Genomic DNA, 16,609 nt, shown 5'->3' with positions numbered 1-16,609 from the left:
CCCGGGTTCAGACAAGCTCGGACACCGCCTTGCGGAGCATGACGCCGGCCAGATGCCCGCGGAATTCCGCGCTGGCGTGGATGTCGCTCGCCAGATCGTCGGAGGCGAGGCTGAGGCCTTCCAGGCTCTCGCCCGTGTCGAGCGCGGCTTCCGCGCCCGTCCAGCGCATCACCCCCATGGTCGCGCCCGTCACCGCCACCCGATGGCCTTCGGGGAAGCGGGCGACGAACAGCCCCGCCAGCGCATAGCGGCTGGCCGGGTGGGGGTGCTTCGCATAGGCGGCCGCCTGCGGCACCCGGAAGCGGATGGCGGTGAGGATCTCTCCGTCGGCGAGCGCGGTTGCGAACATGCCCTGGAAATAATCCTCGGCCGCATGGCTGCCCTGGCTGGTTTCGAGGACGGCATCGAGCCCCAGCGCGGCGGCGGGCCAGTCGGCGGCGGGATCATTGTTGGCAAGGCTGCCGCCGATCGTGCCCCGGTTGCGGACCTGCGGATCCCCGATGCCACCCGCAAGCGTGGCGAGCGCCGGGATCGACTGGCGCACGGCTGCGTCGCGCGCGACCTTCGCGTGGCGCGCGGTGGCCCCGATCCGAAGATGATCGCCTTCACGCGCGATGCCGTCGAGGCCGGGGATGGCGGTGAGATCGATGAGCGTTTCCACCGCGCGAAGCCGGGCCTTCATCGCCGGGATCAGCGTATGGCCGCCGGCCAGGAAGGCAGCGTCGCCCCGGAAGGCGTTGCCCGCTTCGGCGAGGCTTTTCGGACGGATCAGGGTGAAGGGATGCATGGGCCTTACTCCGTCTCGCCGGCGGGGGCGTGGATGGCGCGGGCGCCGATGCGGATCGCCTCCACGATGTGCTGATAGCCGGTGCAGCGGCAGAGATTGCCCTCGAGCTCGTGCCGGATGACCTCTTCGGACGGTTCTGCGCCATGGCGTTCGGCGATGGCGATTCCGGCGACGACCATGCCCGGCGTGCAGAAGCCGCACTGCAGGGCGTGCGCCTGGCGGAAGGCGGCCTGCATGGGGTGCAGATGCGCCTCGGTTCCCAGCCCCTCGATCGTGGTGACGCGCGCGCCTTCCAGCGTGGCGACGAGCAGGGTGCAGGCCTTGGCGCTTTCGCCATCCACCAGCACGTTGCAGGCCCCGCACTGGCTGGTGTCGCAGCCGATGTGGGTGCCGGTGAGGCCCAGCGTGTCGCGCAGATATTCGGTGAGGAGGGTTTCATCCGGCGCGTCGGCGGCATGCGCCTCGCCGTTCAGGGTGAATGTGGTTCGCATGCCTGCTGCCTCCTCCCCTGCCTGTTAGCGTGGCGGGCCGGGCGGGGCCAGTGGGTTGATTGCGCAGGTGGGCCGAAGCCGATACCCCGGGCTGCATGGATATCCGCCCTGCCCGCCCCGCCGACGCCGCGGCGATCGCCGCCATCATCCTGCCCGTGATCCGGGCCGGCGAAACCTATGCGCTGGACCCGGCGATGCCCGAGGCGGACGCCATCGCCTATTGGATGGGCGCCGACCGGGAAACGTTTGTGGCCGAGGCCGACGGCGAGATCCTGGGCACCTATTACATCCGGGCGAACCAGGCAGGCGGCGGCAGCCATGTGGCCAACTGCGGCTACATGACGGCGGCGGCGGCGACCGGGCGCGGGGTGGCGCAGGCGATGTGCCTGCATTCGCTGGCGCATGCGAAGGCGCGGGGATTCCGCGCGATGCAGTTCAATTTCGTGGTCAGCACCAACGAACGGGCCGTGCGGCTGTGGCAGCGGCTGGGGTTCGAAATCGCGGGGCGGCTGCCGGGCGCGTTCCGGCACCCGGCGCTGGGGTTCGTGGACGCGCTGGTGATGTTTCGCGCGCTGGAGGGCTGAGCGCTCAGATCTCCAGGCCGAGGGCGGCCTTGTAGGTATCGAGCAGGGCTTCCATTTCGGCGCGGGCGTTGGTGTCCATCTTGCGCAGGCGGACGATGGTGCGCATCGTCTTCACGTCATAGCCGTTGGCCTTGGCTTCGGCATAGGTGTCCTTGATGTCGTCGGCGATGCCGCGCTTTTCCTCTTCCAGCGTTTCGATGCGCTCGATGAACAGCTTCAGTTGCTCGGCGGAGACGTTCGCGCTCGACATGGGATTCCTTCGATTCGGATTTGTGCCTGCCTGCTAGGGCGCTTTGCGCGGGACGGCAACATCGCTATGCGCCGCCGATGGATGCGATGCCGCACAGAGCCGAGGGCGCGCCCGAGGGCAGCTACCGGGAACTGCTGAAGCTGGCAGGCCCGAACGTGCTGTCGCGCCTGGGCATCATGGCGATGGGCCTGACGGATGCCATCGTCGTCGGCCATTATTCGGCGGTGGAGCTTGGCTATCACGCGCTGGGCTGGGCCCCCACGGTGACTGTGCTGGTGGCGGGAATCGGGCTGCTGCTGGGGGTGCAGGTGCTGACGGCGCGGCACATCGGGGCCGGGCGGCCGGAACGGACCGGGCCGGTGCTGCGGCGCGGGGTTGCCTATGCGCTGCTGATCGGGGTGGTTTCGACGGCCGTGCTGGTGCTGCTGGGGCCGCCGGTGCTGCGCAACATGGGGCTGGAGCCTTCGCTGGCTGCCGGGGCGAGCGCGGCGCTGATCGTGTTTTCGCTGAGCCTGACGCCCTATCTGGTGGCGGATTCGCTGTGGTTCTGGCTGGAGGCGCAGGGACGTCCGCAGGTGCCGATGGTGGCGATGTGGATCGCCAACCTGATCAACCTGGCGCTGGCGCTGTGGCTGGTGCCGGGGCTGTCGCCCTTTCCCGTGGCGGGCGCGGTGGCGGCCGGCTGGGTGACGCTGGTGGCGCGGATCTGCCTGATGCTGATGCTGGGCTGGTGGATCTGGCGCTGGCCGCAGGCGCATGAAATGGGCGTGTTCCGCCCCAGCCCGCCCGACCGGGCCGAAGCGCGGGAGCAGCGGCGGATCGGCTATGCCTCTGGCGTGAGCTATGCGATCGAGGCGGGGGCCTTTTCGGGCATGAACTTCGTGGCGGCGCAGCTGGGCGTGCTGGTGGTGGCGGCCTGGGCCGTGGTGCTGAACGTGGCGGCGGCGGTGTTCATGGTGCCGATGGGGATTGCGGCCGCGACCGCCGTGCTGGTGTCGCGCGGGGTGGGCGCGGGCAGCGCGACCGCGGTGAAGCGGGCCTTCGGCATGGGGATGCGCCTGGCGCTGGCGGCGCTGCTGCTGCTGTCGGTGTTCGTGTTCCTGGACCGGGAGCTGGTGGCGAGCGCCTATTCCGAAGACCCGGCGCTGCTGGCGATGGCGGGGAGCGCGCTGCTGCTTTCGTGCCTGTTCTTCATGGCGGACGGCGCGCAGGTGGTGGCCTCGAACGCGCTGAGGGCGCGGGGCGACATCTGGTGGCCGACGGGCATGCATTTCGTGAGTTATGTGGTGATCATGATCCCGATGGCCTGGTGGCTGGCGGTGGTGCGGGGCGGCGGGCTCGACGGGATCATCTGGGCGGTTATCGTGGCCAGCCTGATTTCGGGCGGCGCGCTGACGGCGCGATTCTACTGGCTGGGTGACAGGATGAAGCAGGTGGACGGATGAGTGACGCAACGGATGTGAAGGCCGCGCCGGCGAAATCGCTGCAGCAGTTCGCGGTCCTGTATGGCGGGCTGCTGGTGGTGGCGGGCGTGCTGGGCTTCAAGCTGATCAAGCTGGGGCCGCTGGCGGTGCCGGGCGGGGTGTTCGGCTTCCTGCTGGCGATCGTGGTGACGAACGCGACCGCCGAGCTGCACGGGCGGCCGGTGGCGCAGCGCATGGTGCTGATGGGATTCGTGCCGCTGCTGTTTTCCGTGGGGCTGATGCAGCTGGTGCTGGCGCTGCCGCCGGCGGCCGGATGGGACGGCCAGGCGGTCGCCGAGCAGGTGATGGGCAGCTCCATGCGGCTGATCCTGGCCGGGATCGTGGCCTATGGCATTTCGCAGACGCTGGACGTGACGATCTTCACCTGGATGCGCGGGCAGCCGGGCGGGCACATGCTGTGGGTGCGGGCGACCGTGGCGGCCTTTGTGGCGCAGACGGTGGACACGCTGATCTTCGTGACCATCGCCTTTTACGGGAAGTTCGCGCTGCTGCCGGTGATCGGCGGCCAGCTGGCGGCGAAGGCGCTGATCTGGGGGCTGGCGATCCCGCTGCTGTACCTGGCCGTGGCGGTGGGCCGGCGGCTGGACCGGGGCTGATTCCGCGCGCCCCTGTCGGGGGAGTTTACAATTTCATGACCTGCGCCGGAAAATGGTTAACGGCTTTTCACCCTATTCCAGCGACTTGGCGAAATGGCGGCAAATGGCACCGATCTTGCTTTGCAGGCGGTGTAGCCGAGCTCTTCCGCTAGGGTTGGAAGAGGCCCCGGGGCCGGACGCGGCCTCGGGGTTCCTCTGTCGGTTCGGACTTCTTCAGTGCGCGGTGTAGCCGCCGTCGATGACGAGTTCGGCGCCGGTCATGAAGCTCGATTCATCCGAGGCGAGGAAGAGAATGGCATCCGCGATCTCGCGCGGGACGCCGAAGCGGCCGAGTGCGTGGGCGGAGATGAGCTGGTCGCGCATCTCGTTGCCGTTTTCGGCCTGTTGCAGCGCGGTGGTGACCATCGGCGTCTCGATGAAGCCGGGGTGGACGCTGTTCACCCGGATGCCGAGCGGCGCCCATTCGAGCGCCGCCGCCTTGGTGAGCAGCAGCACCCCGCCCTTCGATGCGCAATAGGCCCCGGCATTGGGCAGGCCCACCTTCCCCAGGATCGAGGACAGGTTGATGATGGAGCCGCCGCCCGACTCCGCGATCACCGGCCCGCAGGCGCGCATTCCCAGGAACACGCCATCGAGGTTGACCGACTGGATGCGCCGCCACTGATCGAATGTCAGCTCGGCGAGCGGCGTGCTTTCCCCCGCGACGCCCGCGTTGTTCACCAGCACATGAAGCCCGCCGAAGGCGGCCTTCGTGGCCGCGACGATGTCTGCCCAGCCCTGTTCCGAGGTGACGTCCTGATGGCGAAATTCGGCGCGGCCGCCTTCGGCGCGGATCCCGCGCAGCACGTCATCCGCCTGCCCGTCGGCCACATCCGTCAGCATCACGGCCGCGCCTTCGCGCGCCAGCCGACGGGCGGTTTCCGCGCCCAGCCCCATGGCCGCGCCGGTGACCAGCGCGACCTTGCCCGAGACCCTCCCCATCTGCCTCTCCCCTAATCCTTGTTGAACAGCTTCTGCAGGAACAGCGTCTCGACTTCCCGCCGGAGATCGTTGTTGGGCTTTTTCAGGAAGCCATGGCCTTCATCCGCGAACAGGACGTACCAGGTCTCGTTCCCGTTCGCGCGGAGCTTTGCCACCACCTGATCGGATTCCGATTGCGGCACGCGCGGATCGTTGGCGCCCTGCATGATGAGCATGGGTTTCGTGATCTTCCCGATGTTCGCCATGGGCGAGATGCGGGCGAACACCTTCTGCATCGCCGGATCGCGCTCGTCGCCATATTCGGCGCGGCGGTTATCCCGGCGATAGGCTTCGGTGTTGTTGAGGAAGGTGGCGAAATCGCTGATGCCGTAACGGGCGACGCCGCCGGCCAGACGGTCGGAATAATGCGTCATCACGGCGAGCGACATGTAGCCGCCGTAGGACTGGCCATAGACGGCGACGCGACCGGCATCGAGATCGGGCTGGGCCTTCACCCAGTCGAGCAGGGCGCCGATATCCTTCACGCTGTCCTCGCGCTTCGCCGCATTGTCGAGGTTGAGGTAGCGGCGGCCATAGCCATCGGAGCCGCGCACGTTGGGGAGGATGACGGTGGCCTTCAGCGCATCGGCGAAATATTGCGCGCCATAGTTCCAGATGGGCCGTGTCTGCGCTTCCGGCCCGCCGTGGATATCGATGATGACGGGGGTGCGGGCGTCGGCCGCGACGCCCTTCGGGCGATAGACGAAGGCGGGGACGGATTCGCCGTCGAACGAGCGGAAGCGGATGAGGCGCGGTTCGGCCAGCGTCGCGGGATCGAGATCGCCCAGTTCCGAGCTGGTCCAGCGGACGAGCTTCGCATCGGCGATGTCCCAGCTCCATACGTCGCCGGCGGAGGTGGCGTTGGTGAAGCCGATGGCGAGGCGCTTGCCATCCGGCGAGAAGCGCAGGGCCTGAAGGACGCCGTTGGGCAGCGCGGGGGCGGGCAATGCCTTGCCGGTGGCGAGATCGAGGAGATGCAGGCGGGAGAAGCCATCCTCGTTCAGCACATAGGCAAGCGTGCGGTCATCGGGGGCGAGGGCGAATTCCTCCACGTCCCACAGGCGGGCGCCCCTTGCGGCGGGCGGGGCGATCACGCGCTGCGCGCCCGTCGCCATGTCCAGCTCCACCAGTTGCCGCGTATCGCTGCCGCGATCGGAAATGGCGAGGAGCTTGCCCGGCGCCGGGCTGTAGCGGATGGATTCATAGCGGGCGGCGGGCGCATCGGGCGCGATGCGGGTGACGGCGCCGGTTGCCAGATCCAGTTCGAAGATGCGGTTTTCGCGGTTGGAGAGGCCGCGCAGGAAGATGAGCTTTCCGTTGCCCGGCGCGATCGCCGCCGGGGCGACCGCGCCATCCGACTTGTGCAGTTCGCGCGGCGGCCCCGGCGCGCGCGGATCCGTGGCGAGGATGCGATAGGCGCTGCTGCCCTTGCGCGCCTCTGCCCAGACGAGCAGGCGGCCGTCCTTGCCGACGACGGCGGACTGGTTGCGGGTGCCCGGTTCCGTCAGCTGGCGGGCCGGGCCGGACAGGGGACGCAGATAGAGCTGGAACCATTCGTCGCCGCCGGTATCGCGGCTGAGGACGAAATCGGTGGTGCCGGGGATGGCGATGGCATTGCCGACGGGTTCCGCCCCGAAGGTAAGCTGGGTGCGGGCCGCGCCGGGGGCCGCGACCTGGTGCAGCTGCCGTGTCGCGCCGAAGCGGGTGCCGATCAGGATGGAGCCGTCGGCCAGCCAGTCCTCGAACTCTGCCGCGCGGTTCATCTGGTAGCGCTGCACCGCTGCCGCCACCTCTGCCGGCACCGGCGGCACATTCTCCAGCCGGGCGCTGCCCTGCTGCCGGACCGCGACAGGCGCGGCGATTGCGGGGACGGCGGCGGCGAGCAGCAGGCCGAGAAGGGCGGGACGAAGGGGGAAGGAGCGCATGGGCGACTTTCAGGCTGCGAGTTTGCGGCCGCCTGTCTGCGCCCGCCGTTCCCCCTGCGCAAGTTCCGCCTTCAGATCATGGCAGTAGAGATCGAAATCGACCTGGATCGTGTGCCGCTGCGAGGCATAATAATGACCCTTGTGGACGGCTTCGTCGGCTGCGGTGATGCGGGCCATTTCCGCCGGGGGCGGCAGGGCATAGCGGCCGGCCACGCAGGCGGCGAACAGCTTCGATTGCTGTTCCGCGAAATTGACGAGCGTGGGCAGCGGCTGGGCGAGGCCCATGAACCACAGGCCGTGGAGGCGGGGATCGGGCTGCACCATGCGCTTGAAGAGCGGCAGCTGATTGTCTTTCAGGGCGACGTCTTCGGGTGACAGGAAGGGGAAGCTGAGGCGGTAGCCGGTGGCGTGGATGAGGATATCCACCTTTTCCCGGCTGCCGTCGGCGAAGACCAGTTCGTCTCCGGCCTTTTCGGTGACGATGGGCTTCACCTCTATGTCGCCGTTGCCGCAGCGCAGGAGGAATTCGGAGCTGACGGTGGGATGCGCCTCAAGCGGTTTGTGATCGGGCGCGGGGAGGCCGTAATCCTCCATGTTGCCGACCGCCTTGCGCACGGCCCAGGCCCCCAGCCGCCGCTTCAGCCAGCCCGGCACCCAGGCGGGCAGCGGCGTCTTGTCCATCGGCTTGCCGTTCAGATATTTCGGCAGCACCCAGACGCCGCGCCGGGCCGAGACGATGAGCCGGGTGCCGAGCGAGCGCTGGCCGAGTTCCGACGCGATATCGACTGCGGTGTTGCCCAGCCCCACGACGACGATCGTCTTGCCGCGCGTGTCAACGGGTTCGAACGGGGTGCGGTAATCGCGGGCGTGCAGTTCGGTGCCGGTGAAGGTGCCGGGGATGGCGGGGATGTTGGGATCCCAGTGATGGCCGTTGCAGACGGCGACATGGCTGTAGGGGCCGTGGGTGGCGGTTTCGCCGCCCGACTTCACCTCGGCGAACCAGCCGGCGCCCTCCTGCCGGACACGGGCGACTTCGCTGTTGAAGCGGATGAGCGGGCGCAGGCCGAAATGATCGACATAGTCGTTGAAATAGCCGAGCAGCAGGCTGTGGTGCGGGAAATCGGGCCAGTCCGCCGGGCAGGGGAAATCCTCGAACTGGAGGCGCCATTTCGAGGTGTCGATATGGAGCGAGGCATAGGCGGCCGAGCGGCCGTTGGCGTTGTTGTAGGCCCAGTTGCCGCCGATCCTGTCCGACAGTTCGAACCAGTCGAAGGGGATGCCTTCGTCCTTCAGCCGCTTGGCGGTGGTGAAGCCGGAACAGCCGGCGCCGATGATGAGGACCCTGGATTCTGCATGTGCCATGCCCGGCAGGATGATCAGTTCGGTGGCCCCGCGAAACCGGCAGACTTGGGAGTGCGGCGCGCGATCATCAGCCCCGCAATCGTGAGGCAGGCGGCAAGGCCGGTGGCGATCCAGAGCGCGCCCGAGGCAAAGCGCAGCCAGGCAAAGGCCCCCAGCATGCCGCCGGTGACGAGGCCAGCCCACAGCAGCAGCCAGGGTATCCATTCCCAGCGCGGGCCGCCCGAAAGCGCATCCGCCAGCCGGCTGCCGATGCGCACCAGCGTGCCCGTCATGTAGGTGAGGCCGACGGCGACTTCGCCGTTGCGCTGGAACACCATGTTTTCCGCCCCCATCGCGAATGCGACGAACAGGAAGGCGCCGGGCGCCGCGCCGGGCTGATGCAGAAGCGCGCCCAGCGCGAGCGCGAGCGTGACGAGCAACAGCACGGCGGGCTTGCGCCAGCGGCCGGCGCTGCGGGCGAGGAGCGAGGCCGAGGCGACGCCGGCGACGAAGGCGGCGACAAGGCTGGCGGCGATCGCGGCGGCCGCGCCTTCGCTGGCGAGGCCGACGCCGACGCGGGTGCTGTTCCCGCTCATGAAGGAGACGAAGAAGCCGCCCATGCCGAGGAAGCCGACGGCATCGGTGAAGCCCGCGAGGGCGGACAGGCTGGCGGCGAGGGCCTGGGCCGGGCGATCGAGCGACTGCATGGGCGGCAGACTAAAATCCTGCCCCGAAAATGGAAGCGGGCCGCCCCTCTTGCGAAGGACGGCCCGTTCCGAGCCCTTTGGCGCGACCCAAAGGCTGTCAGTTGTTCATTCTGCGACCCGACCGGTCCTGCGACGACGGCCGCTTGCGGTGAGACCGATCATCGTTGCGCCCATGACGAGCATCAGCCAGCTGGCGGGATCCGGCGCGATGCCGGAGGCTGCCAGAGCGGGCGTTGCGAGCCCGGTGGCGGCCAGTGCTGCGATGATCGATGTCCTCATTGCCGTTCGACCCCTTGTTCTTGATTATGGGTTCTTGACGTTCGCGACCCGGTGTTCCGGTGAAGCTTGCAGCCCCTCATTAACCCAAAATCAGGTGAGCGGCTGTTAACCTTTGTGACATGCGCCGCCAGAGGCTGCGCGGTAACCGGTGCCAAAGACGCGCCATGTGCCTGCGTCCGCGCCGGGGGCGCTGGCGGGCCGTTGCTATTCGGCGGCGAACGGGAGCTGGCGGCCGAGGCCGAGCGCGGGAAGCGCGGGTTCCAGCGCGGCCAGCACATCCGCGATGAGGGCAGCGAGCGGCTGGAAGCCGCCATGGGGGCGCAGCGTGGCGGTGTCCATGTAGAGCGTGCGATCGAATTCCAGCTGCACGCAGTGGATGCCCCCGTCCGGGGCGGCATGGCGTTCCGTGGTGTGGCCGCCCGCATAGGGGGCGTTTCGCGCCACCTTCAGCCCGCGCGCCGTGAAGGCGGCCTCCAGCCAGCCCACAAGTTGCGGCGCTGCGCTGCGGCCGTGGCGGTCGCCCAGCACCAGCGTGGCGGGATGATCCCCATCCAGCCGGGGCATGGAATGGACATCGAGCAGCAGGGCATGGCCGTGGCGGGCGGCGGCCTGGGCCAGCCCCTGCCCGATGGCGCGGTGCCAGGGGCGGTGCAGCCGTTCGATGCGGGCCGCGCCGGTTTCGGCGGGCAGGCGCGCCAGGTGGATCGGCTGGTTCGGGGCGGCGACGCGCGGGAACAGGCCATAGCCGCGCCGGACCCGGTCGGAGATGTTTGGGGTGCCGGTGACGGCGCCTGCGAACATCGACGGATCCAGTTCATCTTCCGCGCGGTTCAGATCGATGACGGTGCGGCTGTGCGTTGCTTCCAGAAGCGGCAGGCCGGTGGCAGTCGCAGGGCCGAGCAGCGCGCCGACATGGGCGTCCTCTATGCGGCGGAGCGCATGGGTATCGAGCCGGCTGTTGGCGAGGAAATCCGCCGGGAGATGGGTGCCGCTGTGGGGGGAGGCGAGGAGGATGGGGCGCGTGCCGTCGAGCCGGCCGGTGAGGCTGTAGGGGGCCGGCCCGTCGCTCATATTGTGAAGGATTCTCCGCAGCCGCAGCTGCCCTTGGCGTTGGGGTTATTGAAGACGAAGCCTGCGGTGAAATCATCCTCCACCCAGTCCATCACGGAGCCGATGAGATAGAGGAGCGAGCCGCCATCGACAAAGAGCGTGCCGGACGGGGTTTCGACCGCTTCGTCGCCTGCCCTGGGGGTTTCGACATAGTCGATGGAATAGGCGAGGCCGGAACAGCCGCGCTTCGGGGTGGAGAGGCGGACGCCCGCGACCGGGCCGGGGGCCCTGGCGATCAGGTCCGCGATGCGCCGGACGGCGTTGTCCGTCAGCGTGATGGGCGCGGGGCGCGGGCGGCGGGTGAGGCTTTGCGTCGTCATAGCATTCCAAGCTCCAGCCGTGCTTCGTCGGACATGTTGGCCGGGTTCCAGGGCGGATCCCACACCAAGTTCACATCGCAGGTGGCGACACCGGGCACGGCCATCACCCGCAGTTCGACTTCGCCGGGCATGGACTCGGCGACGGGGCAGTGCGGGGTCGTCAGCGTCATGGTGACGGTGACATGGCCTTCATCGATGTCGACGCCATAGATGAGGCCGAGATCATAGATGTTCACCGGGATTTCCGGATCAAAGATGTCGCGCAGGGCGGCGATCACCTGGTCTTTCAGGCTCTCGCCCTCCAGCGCCTGCGCGACAGGGGCGCGTTCGGTGAGGAAGCCATCCAGATAGTCGCGCTGGCGCGGTTGTTCTCCGGGCGGGGGCGCCTTGGGCACCGGCGGCGCTTCTTCCACCAGTTCCACCTCGAACCGGCGGATTTCGGGTTGGTCGGTCATCCGAAGATCCTCATCGTGCGTTCGATGCCCTTCACCAGCAGCGCCACATCGGCTTCGCTGCTGTGGGCGGAAAAGCTGGCGCGGGCGGTGGCCGGCACGCCCAGCCAGCGCATCAGCGGCTGGGCGCAGTGATGGCCGGCGCGGATGGCGACGCCGCCTTCATCCAGGATGGTGGCGACATCATGGGGGTGGATGTCGCCCACGGCGAAGCTGAGGATGCCGGCGGTCTCCTCCGGCCCGAACAGGCGCAGGTTGTTCAGCCGCGCGAGTTCGGCGCGGGCAATCGCGGTGAGCGCGCGTTCATGCGCGTCGATCGCCTCGATGCCGATATCTTCCACCCAGCGGATGGCGGCGTGGAGGCCGACGGCGCCCGCGATGTGCGGCGTGCCGGCTTCGAAGCGCTGAGGGGCATCGGCATAGGTGACGCGTTCGAAGCGAACCTCGTCGATCATGGCGCCGCCGCCTTGCCAGGGGGGCATGGCATCGAGGATGGGCTTTTTCACCCACAGCACGCCGATGCCGGTGGGGCCATAGAGCTTGTGGGCAGAGAAGCAGTAGAAATCGGCCCCCAGCGCCTGCACATCGACCTTCAGGCGGGGGGCCGCCTGGCAGCCATCCACCAGCAGTTTCGCGCCCGCCGCATGGGCGGCGTCGGCGATCCGCGCCACATCGGCGACGGAGCCGAGCACGTTGGAGACATGGGCGATGGCGACCAGCTTCGTGGCGGGGGTGATGAGGGCGATGAGCGCCGCTTCGTCGATCCGGCCATCCGGCGTGAGCGGGGCGACATCGATTTCGGCGCCGGTGCGATCGGCCAGCATGCGCCAGGGCACGATATTGGCGTGATGTTCCAGCTGGGTCAGCAGGATGCGGTCGCCGGCGCCGATGTTGGCATCGCCCCAGCTGTTGGCGACGAGGTTGATCGCCTCGGTTGCGCCGCGCACGAAGATGGTTTCGTCGACACGGCCGTTCAGGAAACGGGCTGCCGCTTCGCGCGCGGCCTCATAGGCCTCTGTCATATGGGCGGAGCGGGCATAGACGCCGCGATGCACGGTGGCATAGTCGCGGGCGTAGGCGTTGGTGATCGCCTCGATCACCGGGCGCGGCTTTTGCGCGGTGGCGGCGGCATCCAGATAGGCCCAGCCTTCGGGCAGGGCGGGGAATTCGCCGCGCAGGTCGAGCAGGCGGGGCGCGGTGGCAAAATGGGCGGCGAGCGGCTTCATGCCCGCGCCTCCAGCCATTGGCTGGTTTCGGCTTCCAGCGCCTCGCTGTCGGCAAGACCAGAAAGCGCGTCCGCCACGAAGGCGCGGGTCAGCAGCGCCTGCGCCTCGGCCCGGGGGATGCCGCGCGATTCGAGGTAGAAGAGCGCGGCCTTGTCCAGCTCGCCCACGGTGCAGCCATGGGCGCACTTCACATCGTCTGCGAAGATTTCCAGTTCCGGCTTCAGGTTCGCGGTGGCGGTGCGCTTCAGCACCAGCGCGCGGGCGGATTGTTCGGCATCCGTCTGTTGCGCATCGCGGGCGACGACGATACGGCCGAGATAGGTGCCCGTCGCGCGATCATCGACGACGAGGCGGACCCGCTGGCGGCTTTCGGCACCCGGCTCCTCGTGGCGGATATCGGTGACGAGTTCCTGCACGGCCTCTCCGTCGGCGAGCAGGATGCCGCCGAGGTCGAGCGACGCGCCCGCCTTCAGATGCGCCGTCACCGCGATGCGGGCATAGGCGGGGGCGCGCGCGAGCAGCACGAGGGTGAGCGACGCGCCCGGCGCCAGTTCGACATGCAGGTCGTGGATGCCGCCTTCGGTGACGCGCACAACCTCTTCCCGGCTCTCGCCAGTGGGCACCGGGATGAGCCGCGCTGGCGGCGGCGGCCACAGCGCTTCCACCGCCTTCAGGTCGGCATAGCGCCAGGCTTCCTGCTTGCGGGTGGGCAGCGCCGTCATGCGGCAAGGCCCTCATAGCCCTGCGCTTCGAGGCGCAGCGCGAGATCGGGGCCGCCGGTTTCGACGATGCGGCCACCCGCCAGCACATGCACGACATCGGGTTTCACATGATCGAGCAGGCGCTGATAATGGGTGATCAGCAGCACGGCGCGGTCTTCGCGGCGGAAGCGGTTGATGCCTTCGGAAACGATCCTGAGCGCGTCGATGTCGAGGCCGCTGTCTGTCTCGTCGAGGAGCGCGAACTTCGGTTCGAGGATGCCCAGCTGAAAGGCTTCGTTGCGCTTCTTCTCGCCGCCGGAAAAGCCGACGTTCACGCCGCGCTTCAGCATCTCCATGTCGAGGCCGAGGACGGCGGCTTCCGCGCGCACGCGCTTCATGAAATCGGCGGCGGAGATTTCGGGCTCGCCGCGCAGTTTGCGCTGCGCGTTGAGCGCGGTGCGCAGGAAGAGGAGGTTCGAGACGCCGGGGATTTCGACCGGATACTGGAAGCCGAGGAACAGGCCGGCGGCGGCGCGTTCGTGCGGCTCCAGCGCGAGCAGGTCGCGGCCCTCGAAGGTGGCAGACCCTTGCGTCACCTCATAGCCTTCGCGGCCCGCCAGCACATGGGCGAGCGTGGACTTGCCCGCACCGTTCGGCCCCATGATGGCCGCGACTTCGCCCGCCTTCACGGACAGGGTGAGACCCTTCAGGATCTCGCGCGTGCCGACGGTGGCGTGGAGGTTTTTGATTTCAAGCATCAAGAGGCTTCCAGAAGCCCCGCCCCTTCAGGGGAGGGGTTGGGGTGGGCGCGTAGCGCGGGAGGCAATGTCTGCACGGCAAGGGCAGCCGAAATGGCATGCAGGACGCCGTCCATGTTCCGAAGCACGTCAACATTGCTGAAACGCAGGGTGCGATACCCTTGCGCCAGCAGCCTCGTATCGCGGGCAGCATCCTTTGCGGCGTCGTGCGTGTGGCCGTCGATCTCCACGATCAGCCTGGCGGCAGGGCAGAGGAAGTCCGCAATGAACGGCCCGATGGCTGCCTGGCGGCGGAACTTGCAGCCTTTAAGCTGGCTGCGGGAGAGTCTGGCCCACAACCGCGCTTCAGGCTCGGTCGGCGTATTTCGCATCCGGCGGGCATGATGGTGCAGGGTGTCGATCCCGGATTTGGGGATTCCCCATGTCTTTCCGCGTCCGCGCAGGGGTTCGGCGGGCTGGTCGGCCACACCCCCATTGTCGGCCCCACCCCAACCCCTCCCCTGAAGGGGAGGGGCTTGATGCCTCCCCTCCCCTTCAGGGGAGGGGTTGGGGGTGGGGGCGCCTGGCGGCGCGGGATGCACAGGCCTCATCCCACGCTCCCCTCAAGCGAAATCCCCAGCAGCTTCTGGGCTTCGACGGCGAATTCCATGGGGAGCTGCTGCAGCACTTCGCGGCAGAAGCCGTTGACGATGAGGGCGACGGCCTCTTCGCCGGAGAGGCCGCGTTGCATGGCGTAGAACTTCTGGTCCTCGCTGATCTTGCTGGTGGTGGCCTCATGCTCGATCTGCGCGCTGGGGTTCTTCACCTCGATATAGGGGATGGTGTGCGCGCCGCATCTGTCCCCGATGAGGAGGCTGTCGCACTGGGTGAAGTTGCGGGCGTTTTCCGCGCTTGGCCCCACCTTCACCAGACCGCGATAGGTGCTGTCGGACCGGCCGGCGGAAATGCCCTTGGCCACGATGGTGGAGCGGCTGCCCCTGCCCAGATGGATCATCTTGGTGCCGGTGTCGGCCTGCTGGTAGTTGTTGGTGACGGCGACCGAGTAGAACTCGCCCACCGAATCCTCGCCCATCAGCACGCAGCTCGGGTATTTCCAGGTGATGGCGCTGCCGGTTTCCACCTGCGTCCAGCTCACCTTGCTTCGCGCCCCGCGGCACAGCGCGCGCTTCGTCACGAAATTGTAGATGCCGCCCTTGCCGTCCTTGTCGCCGGGATACCAGTTCTGGACGGTGGAATATTTGATCTCGGCATCGGCCTCCGCCACCAGCTCCACGACGGCGGCGTGCAGCTGGTTCTCGTCGCGCATGGGGGCGGTGCAGCCTTCGAGGTAGCTGACATAGCTGCCCTCTTCGGCCACGATCAGCGTGCGTTCGAACTGGCCGGTGTTTTCCGCGTTGATGCGGAAATAGGTGGACAGCTCCATCGGGCAGCGGACGCCCTTTGGCACCAGCACGAAGGTGCCGTCTGAGAACACGGCCGCATTCAGGCAGGCGAAATAGTTGTCGCGCACGGGGACGACGGAGCCGAGGTGCTTGCGGATGAGATCCGGATATTCGCGGATGGCTTCCGAAATCGACAGGAAGATGACGCCCGCGCGCTTCAGCTCCTCGCGGAAGGTGGTGGCGACGGAAACGCTGTCGAACACGGCGTCCACCGCGACCTTGCGCGCGCCCTCGACCCCGGCCAGCACCTTCTGCTCCTCGATCGGGATGCCGAGCTTTTCATAGGTGCGGCGGATTTCCGGATCCAGCTCGTCCAGGCTCGCCAGCGTCGGCTTCGCCTTGGGCGCGGCGTAGTAATAGGCGTCCTGATAGTCGATCGGCGGGATCTTCAGTTTCGCCCAGTCCGGCTCAACCATGGTCAGCCAGATGCGATAGGCCTTCAGCCGCCATTCCAGCATCCATTCCGGTTCGTTCTTCTTCGCCGAAATGAAGCGGACGGTATCCTCGCTGAGGCCCTTGGGGGCGAAATCCTGCTCGATGTCGGTCGCGAAACCCCATTTGTAGGTGGAGAGTTCATCGACCGCTGCGGCGGCTTCGGCGTTCCGGGGCTCGGTGGCCGTGTTCGTCATGCGAAATGCCTTTCGGCGGGCGCGAGTTCGGCGAGGCTGACGCCTTCGAGCGCGGACTTCACGGCGCGGTTGACCGGCGCCCAGTGCGGGCGGACGGCGCAGTTGGAGGAGAGATCGCAGCAGCTGGCGCCGGGCTGCCCGCAATGGGTGAGCGCGATGGGGCCATCGATCGCCTCCACGATGTCGGCAAGGCTGATCTGCGGCGCGGGGCGGGCGAGCGAGAAGCCGCCCGCGACGCCGCGCTGCGACGTGAGCAGGCCGGACCGGCCCAGCTGGCCCATCAGCTTGGCGACGGTGGGGGCGGGAATGCCTGTCAGCTGGGCGACCTGCGCGGCGGACGTGAGCCGCCCTTCGGCGGCCGCGCGGGCGGCTGCCGTCATCACGACGACCCCATAATCGGCAAGGTTGGACAGGCGCAGCATGAACTCGAATCGATTTAAGACCGGATTTGTCCGGTTTAGATGGGTTGCCCGCCCGGCGCAATCAAGGGGTTGGGCCGGGCGGGCC

Annotated in this window: 20 protein-coding genes; 3 read left to right on the top strand and 17 right to left on the bottom strand. The window is 68.1% G+C overall.

Annotated features, from left to right (window positions below; translation table 11 throughout):
- Positions 1-7: 7 nt before the first annotated feature.
- On the bottom strand, positions 8-787 hold the full coding sequence (locus ACE3O8_RS04690; RefSeq protein ID WP_374387297.1) for a xanthine dehydrogenase family protein subunit M: 780 nt from the start codon (positions 785-787) through the stop codon (positions 8-10).
- Between the two features lie 5 nt (positions 788-792).
- The gene (locus tag ACE3O8_RS04685; RefSeq protein WP_374387295.1) at positions 793-1,278 is read right to left on the bottom strand and encodes a (2Fe-2S)-binding protein; all 486 of its coding nucleotides are present in this window, start codon (positions 1,276-1,278) and stop codon (positions 793-795) included.
- Positions 1,279-1,373: 95 nt separating this feature from the next.
- On the opposite strand from ACE3O8_RS04685, the gene ACE3O8_RS04680 reads away from it, so the two are divergent.
- A complete protein-coding gene (locus tag ACE3O8_RS04680; RefSeq protein WP_374387293.1) occupies positions 1,374-1,862 on the top strand; it encodes an N-acetyltransferase family protein in 489 nt (162 codons plus the stop codon).
- Positions 1,863-1,866: 4 nt separating this feature from the next.
- Here the strand turns inward: ACE3O8_RS04680 and ACE3O8_RS04675 are convergent, their stop codons facing one another.
- A complete protein-coding gene (locus tag ACE3O8_RS04675; protein ID WP_140928625.1) occupies positions 1,867-2,112 on the bottom strand; it encodes a DUF2312 domain-containing protein in 246 nt (81 codons plus the stop codon).
- Between the two features lie 77 nt (positions 2,113-2,189).
- Here ACE3O8_RS04675 and ACE3O8_RS04670 point away from each other — a divergent pair, with 77 nt between their 5' ends.
- On the top strand, positions 2,190-3,557 hold the full coding sequence (locus ACE3O8_RS04670; protein WP_374387291.1) for an MATE family efflux transporter: 1,368 nt from the start codon (positions 2,190-2,192) through the stop codon (positions 3,555-3,557).
- Entirely contained in the window at positions 3,554-4,192 is a 639-nt protein-coding gene (locus tag ACE3O8_RS04665) for a queuosine precursor transporter (protein WP_374387289.1), read from the top strand. The genes ACE3O8_RS04670 and ACE3O8_RS04665 overlap by 4 nt, the downstream gene beginning before the upstream one ends.
- A 213-nt stretch (positions 4,193-4,405) precedes the next feature.
- Here ACE3O8_RS04665 and ACE3O8_RS04660 read toward each other — a convergent pair whose 3' ends face one another.
- From ACE3O8_RS04660 to ACE3O8_RS04595, 14 genes are all read right to left on the bottom strand, one after another.
- Positions 4,406-5,173 carry an SDR family NAD(P)-dependent oxidoreductase gene (locus ACE3O8_RS04660; RefSeq protein ID WP_374387287.1) on the bottom strand — a complete coding sequence of 256 codons (768 nt, stop codon included), beginning with the start codon at positions 5,171-5,173 and terminating at the stop codon, positions 4,406-4,408.
- A gap of 11 nt (positions 5,174-5,184) precedes the next feature.
- Positions 5,185-7,137, bottom strand: coding sequence for a S9 family peptidase (locus tag ACE3O8_RS04655; RefSeq protein WP_374387285.1), 1,953 nt, complete (start codon positions 7,135-7,137; stop codon positions 5,185-5,187).
- A 9-nt stretch (positions 7,138-7,146) separates the two neighbouring features.
- Positions 7,147-8,499: a flavin-containing monooxygenase gene (locus tag ACE3O8_RS04650; RefSeq protein ID WP_374387283.1), complete on the bottom strand. Its 1,353-nt coding sequence runs from the start codon at positions 8,497-8,499 to the stop codon at positions 7,147-7,149.
- Positions 8,500-8,513: 14 nt separating this feature from the next.
- Positions 8,514-9,185: a YoaK family protein gene (locus ACE3O8_RS04645; protein WP_374387281.1), complete on the bottom strand. Its 672-nt coding sequence runs from the start codon at positions 9,183-9,185 to the stop codon at positions 8,514-8,516.
- Positions 9,186-9,290: 105 nt separating this feature from the next.
- Positions 9,291-9,464, bottom strand: coding sequence for a PEP-CTERM sorting domain-containing protein (locus ACE3O8_RS04640; protein ID WP_374387279.1), 174 nt, complete (start codon positions 9,462-9,464; stop codon positions 9,291-9,293).
- A 204-nt stretch (positions 9,465-9,668) separates the two neighbouring features.
- Entirely contained in the window at positions 9,669-10,535 is an 867-nt protein-coding gene (locus tag ACE3O8_RS04635; protein WP_374387278.1) for an N-formylglutamate amidohydrolase, read from the bottom strand.
- Entirely contained in the window at positions 10,532-10,894 is a 363-nt protein-coding gene (locus ACE3O8_RS04630; RefSeq protein WP_374387276.1) for a HesB/IscA family protein, read from the bottom strand. Before ACE3O8_RS04630 ends, ACE3O8_RS04635 begins: the two co-directional genes overlap by 4 nt.
- Entirely contained in the window at positions 10,891-11,349 is a 459-nt protein-coding gene (locus ACE3O8_RS04625) for an SUF system Fe-S cluster assembly protein (RefSeq protein ID WP_374387274.1), read from the bottom strand. Before ACE3O8_RS04625 ends, ACE3O8_RS04630 begins: the two co-directional genes overlap by 4 nt.
- Positions 11,346-12,590: a cysteine desulfurase gene (locus ACE3O8_RS04620; RefSeq protein ID WP_374387272.1), complete on the bottom strand. Its 1,245-nt coding sequence runs from the start codon at positions 12,588-12,590 to the stop codon at positions 11,346-11,348. The genes ACE3O8_RS04625 and ACE3O8_RS04620 overlap by 4 nt, the downstream gene beginning before the upstream one ends.
- Entirely contained in the window at positions 12,569-13,294 is a 726-nt protein-coding gene (locus tag ACE3O8_RS04615) for a SufD family Fe-S cluster assembly protein (RefSeq protein WP_374387270.1), read from the bottom strand. Before ACE3O8_RS04615 ends, ACE3O8_RS04620 begins: the two co-directional genes overlap by 22 nt.
- Complete coding sequence (gene sufC, locus ACE3O8_RS04610) at positions 13,291-14,031, bottom strand: Fe-S cluster assembly ATPase SufC (RefSeq protein WP_374387268.1); 741 nt, start codon at positions 14,029-14,031, stop codon at positions 13,291-13,293. The genes ACE3O8_RS04615 and sufC overlap by 4 nt, the downstream gene beginning before the upstream one ends.
- Complete coding sequence (locus ACE3O8_RS04605) at positions 14,031-14,498, bottom strand: endonuclease domain-containing protein (RefSeq protein WP_374387266.1); 468 nt, start codon at positions 14,496-14,498, stop codon at positions 14,031-14,033. The genes sufC and ACE3O8_RS04605 overlap by 1 nt, the downstream gene beginning before the upstream one ends.
- Before the next feature lie 119 nt (positions 14,499-14,617).
- Positions 14,618-16,102 carry a Fe-S cluster assembly protein SufB gene (gene sufB, locus ACE3O8_RS04600; protein ID WP_374387263.1) on the bottom strand — a complete coding sequence of 495 codons (1,485 nt, stop codon included), beginning with the start codon at positions 16,100-16,102 and terminating at the stop codon, positions 14,618-14,620.
- A complete protein-coding gene (locus tag ACE3O8_RS04595) occupies positions 16,099-16,524 on the bottom strand; it encodes an SUF system Fe-S cluster assembly regulator (protein ID WP_374387261.1) in 426 nt (141 codons plus the stop codon). The genes sufB and ACE3O8_RS04595 overlap by 4 nt, the downstream gene beginning before the upstream one ends.
- Positions 16,525-16,609: the final 85 nt, after the last annotated feature.

Source organism: Sandaracinobacter sp. (genome assembly GCF_041909755.1).
Classification (GTDB): domain Bacteria; phylum Pseudomonadota; class Alphaproteobacteria; order Sphingomonadales; family Sphingomonadaceae; genus Sandaracinobacteroides.
The sequence above is the reverse complement of the archived record's forward strand: the minus strand, read 5'-3'. Positions and strand labels throughout refer to the sequence as shown.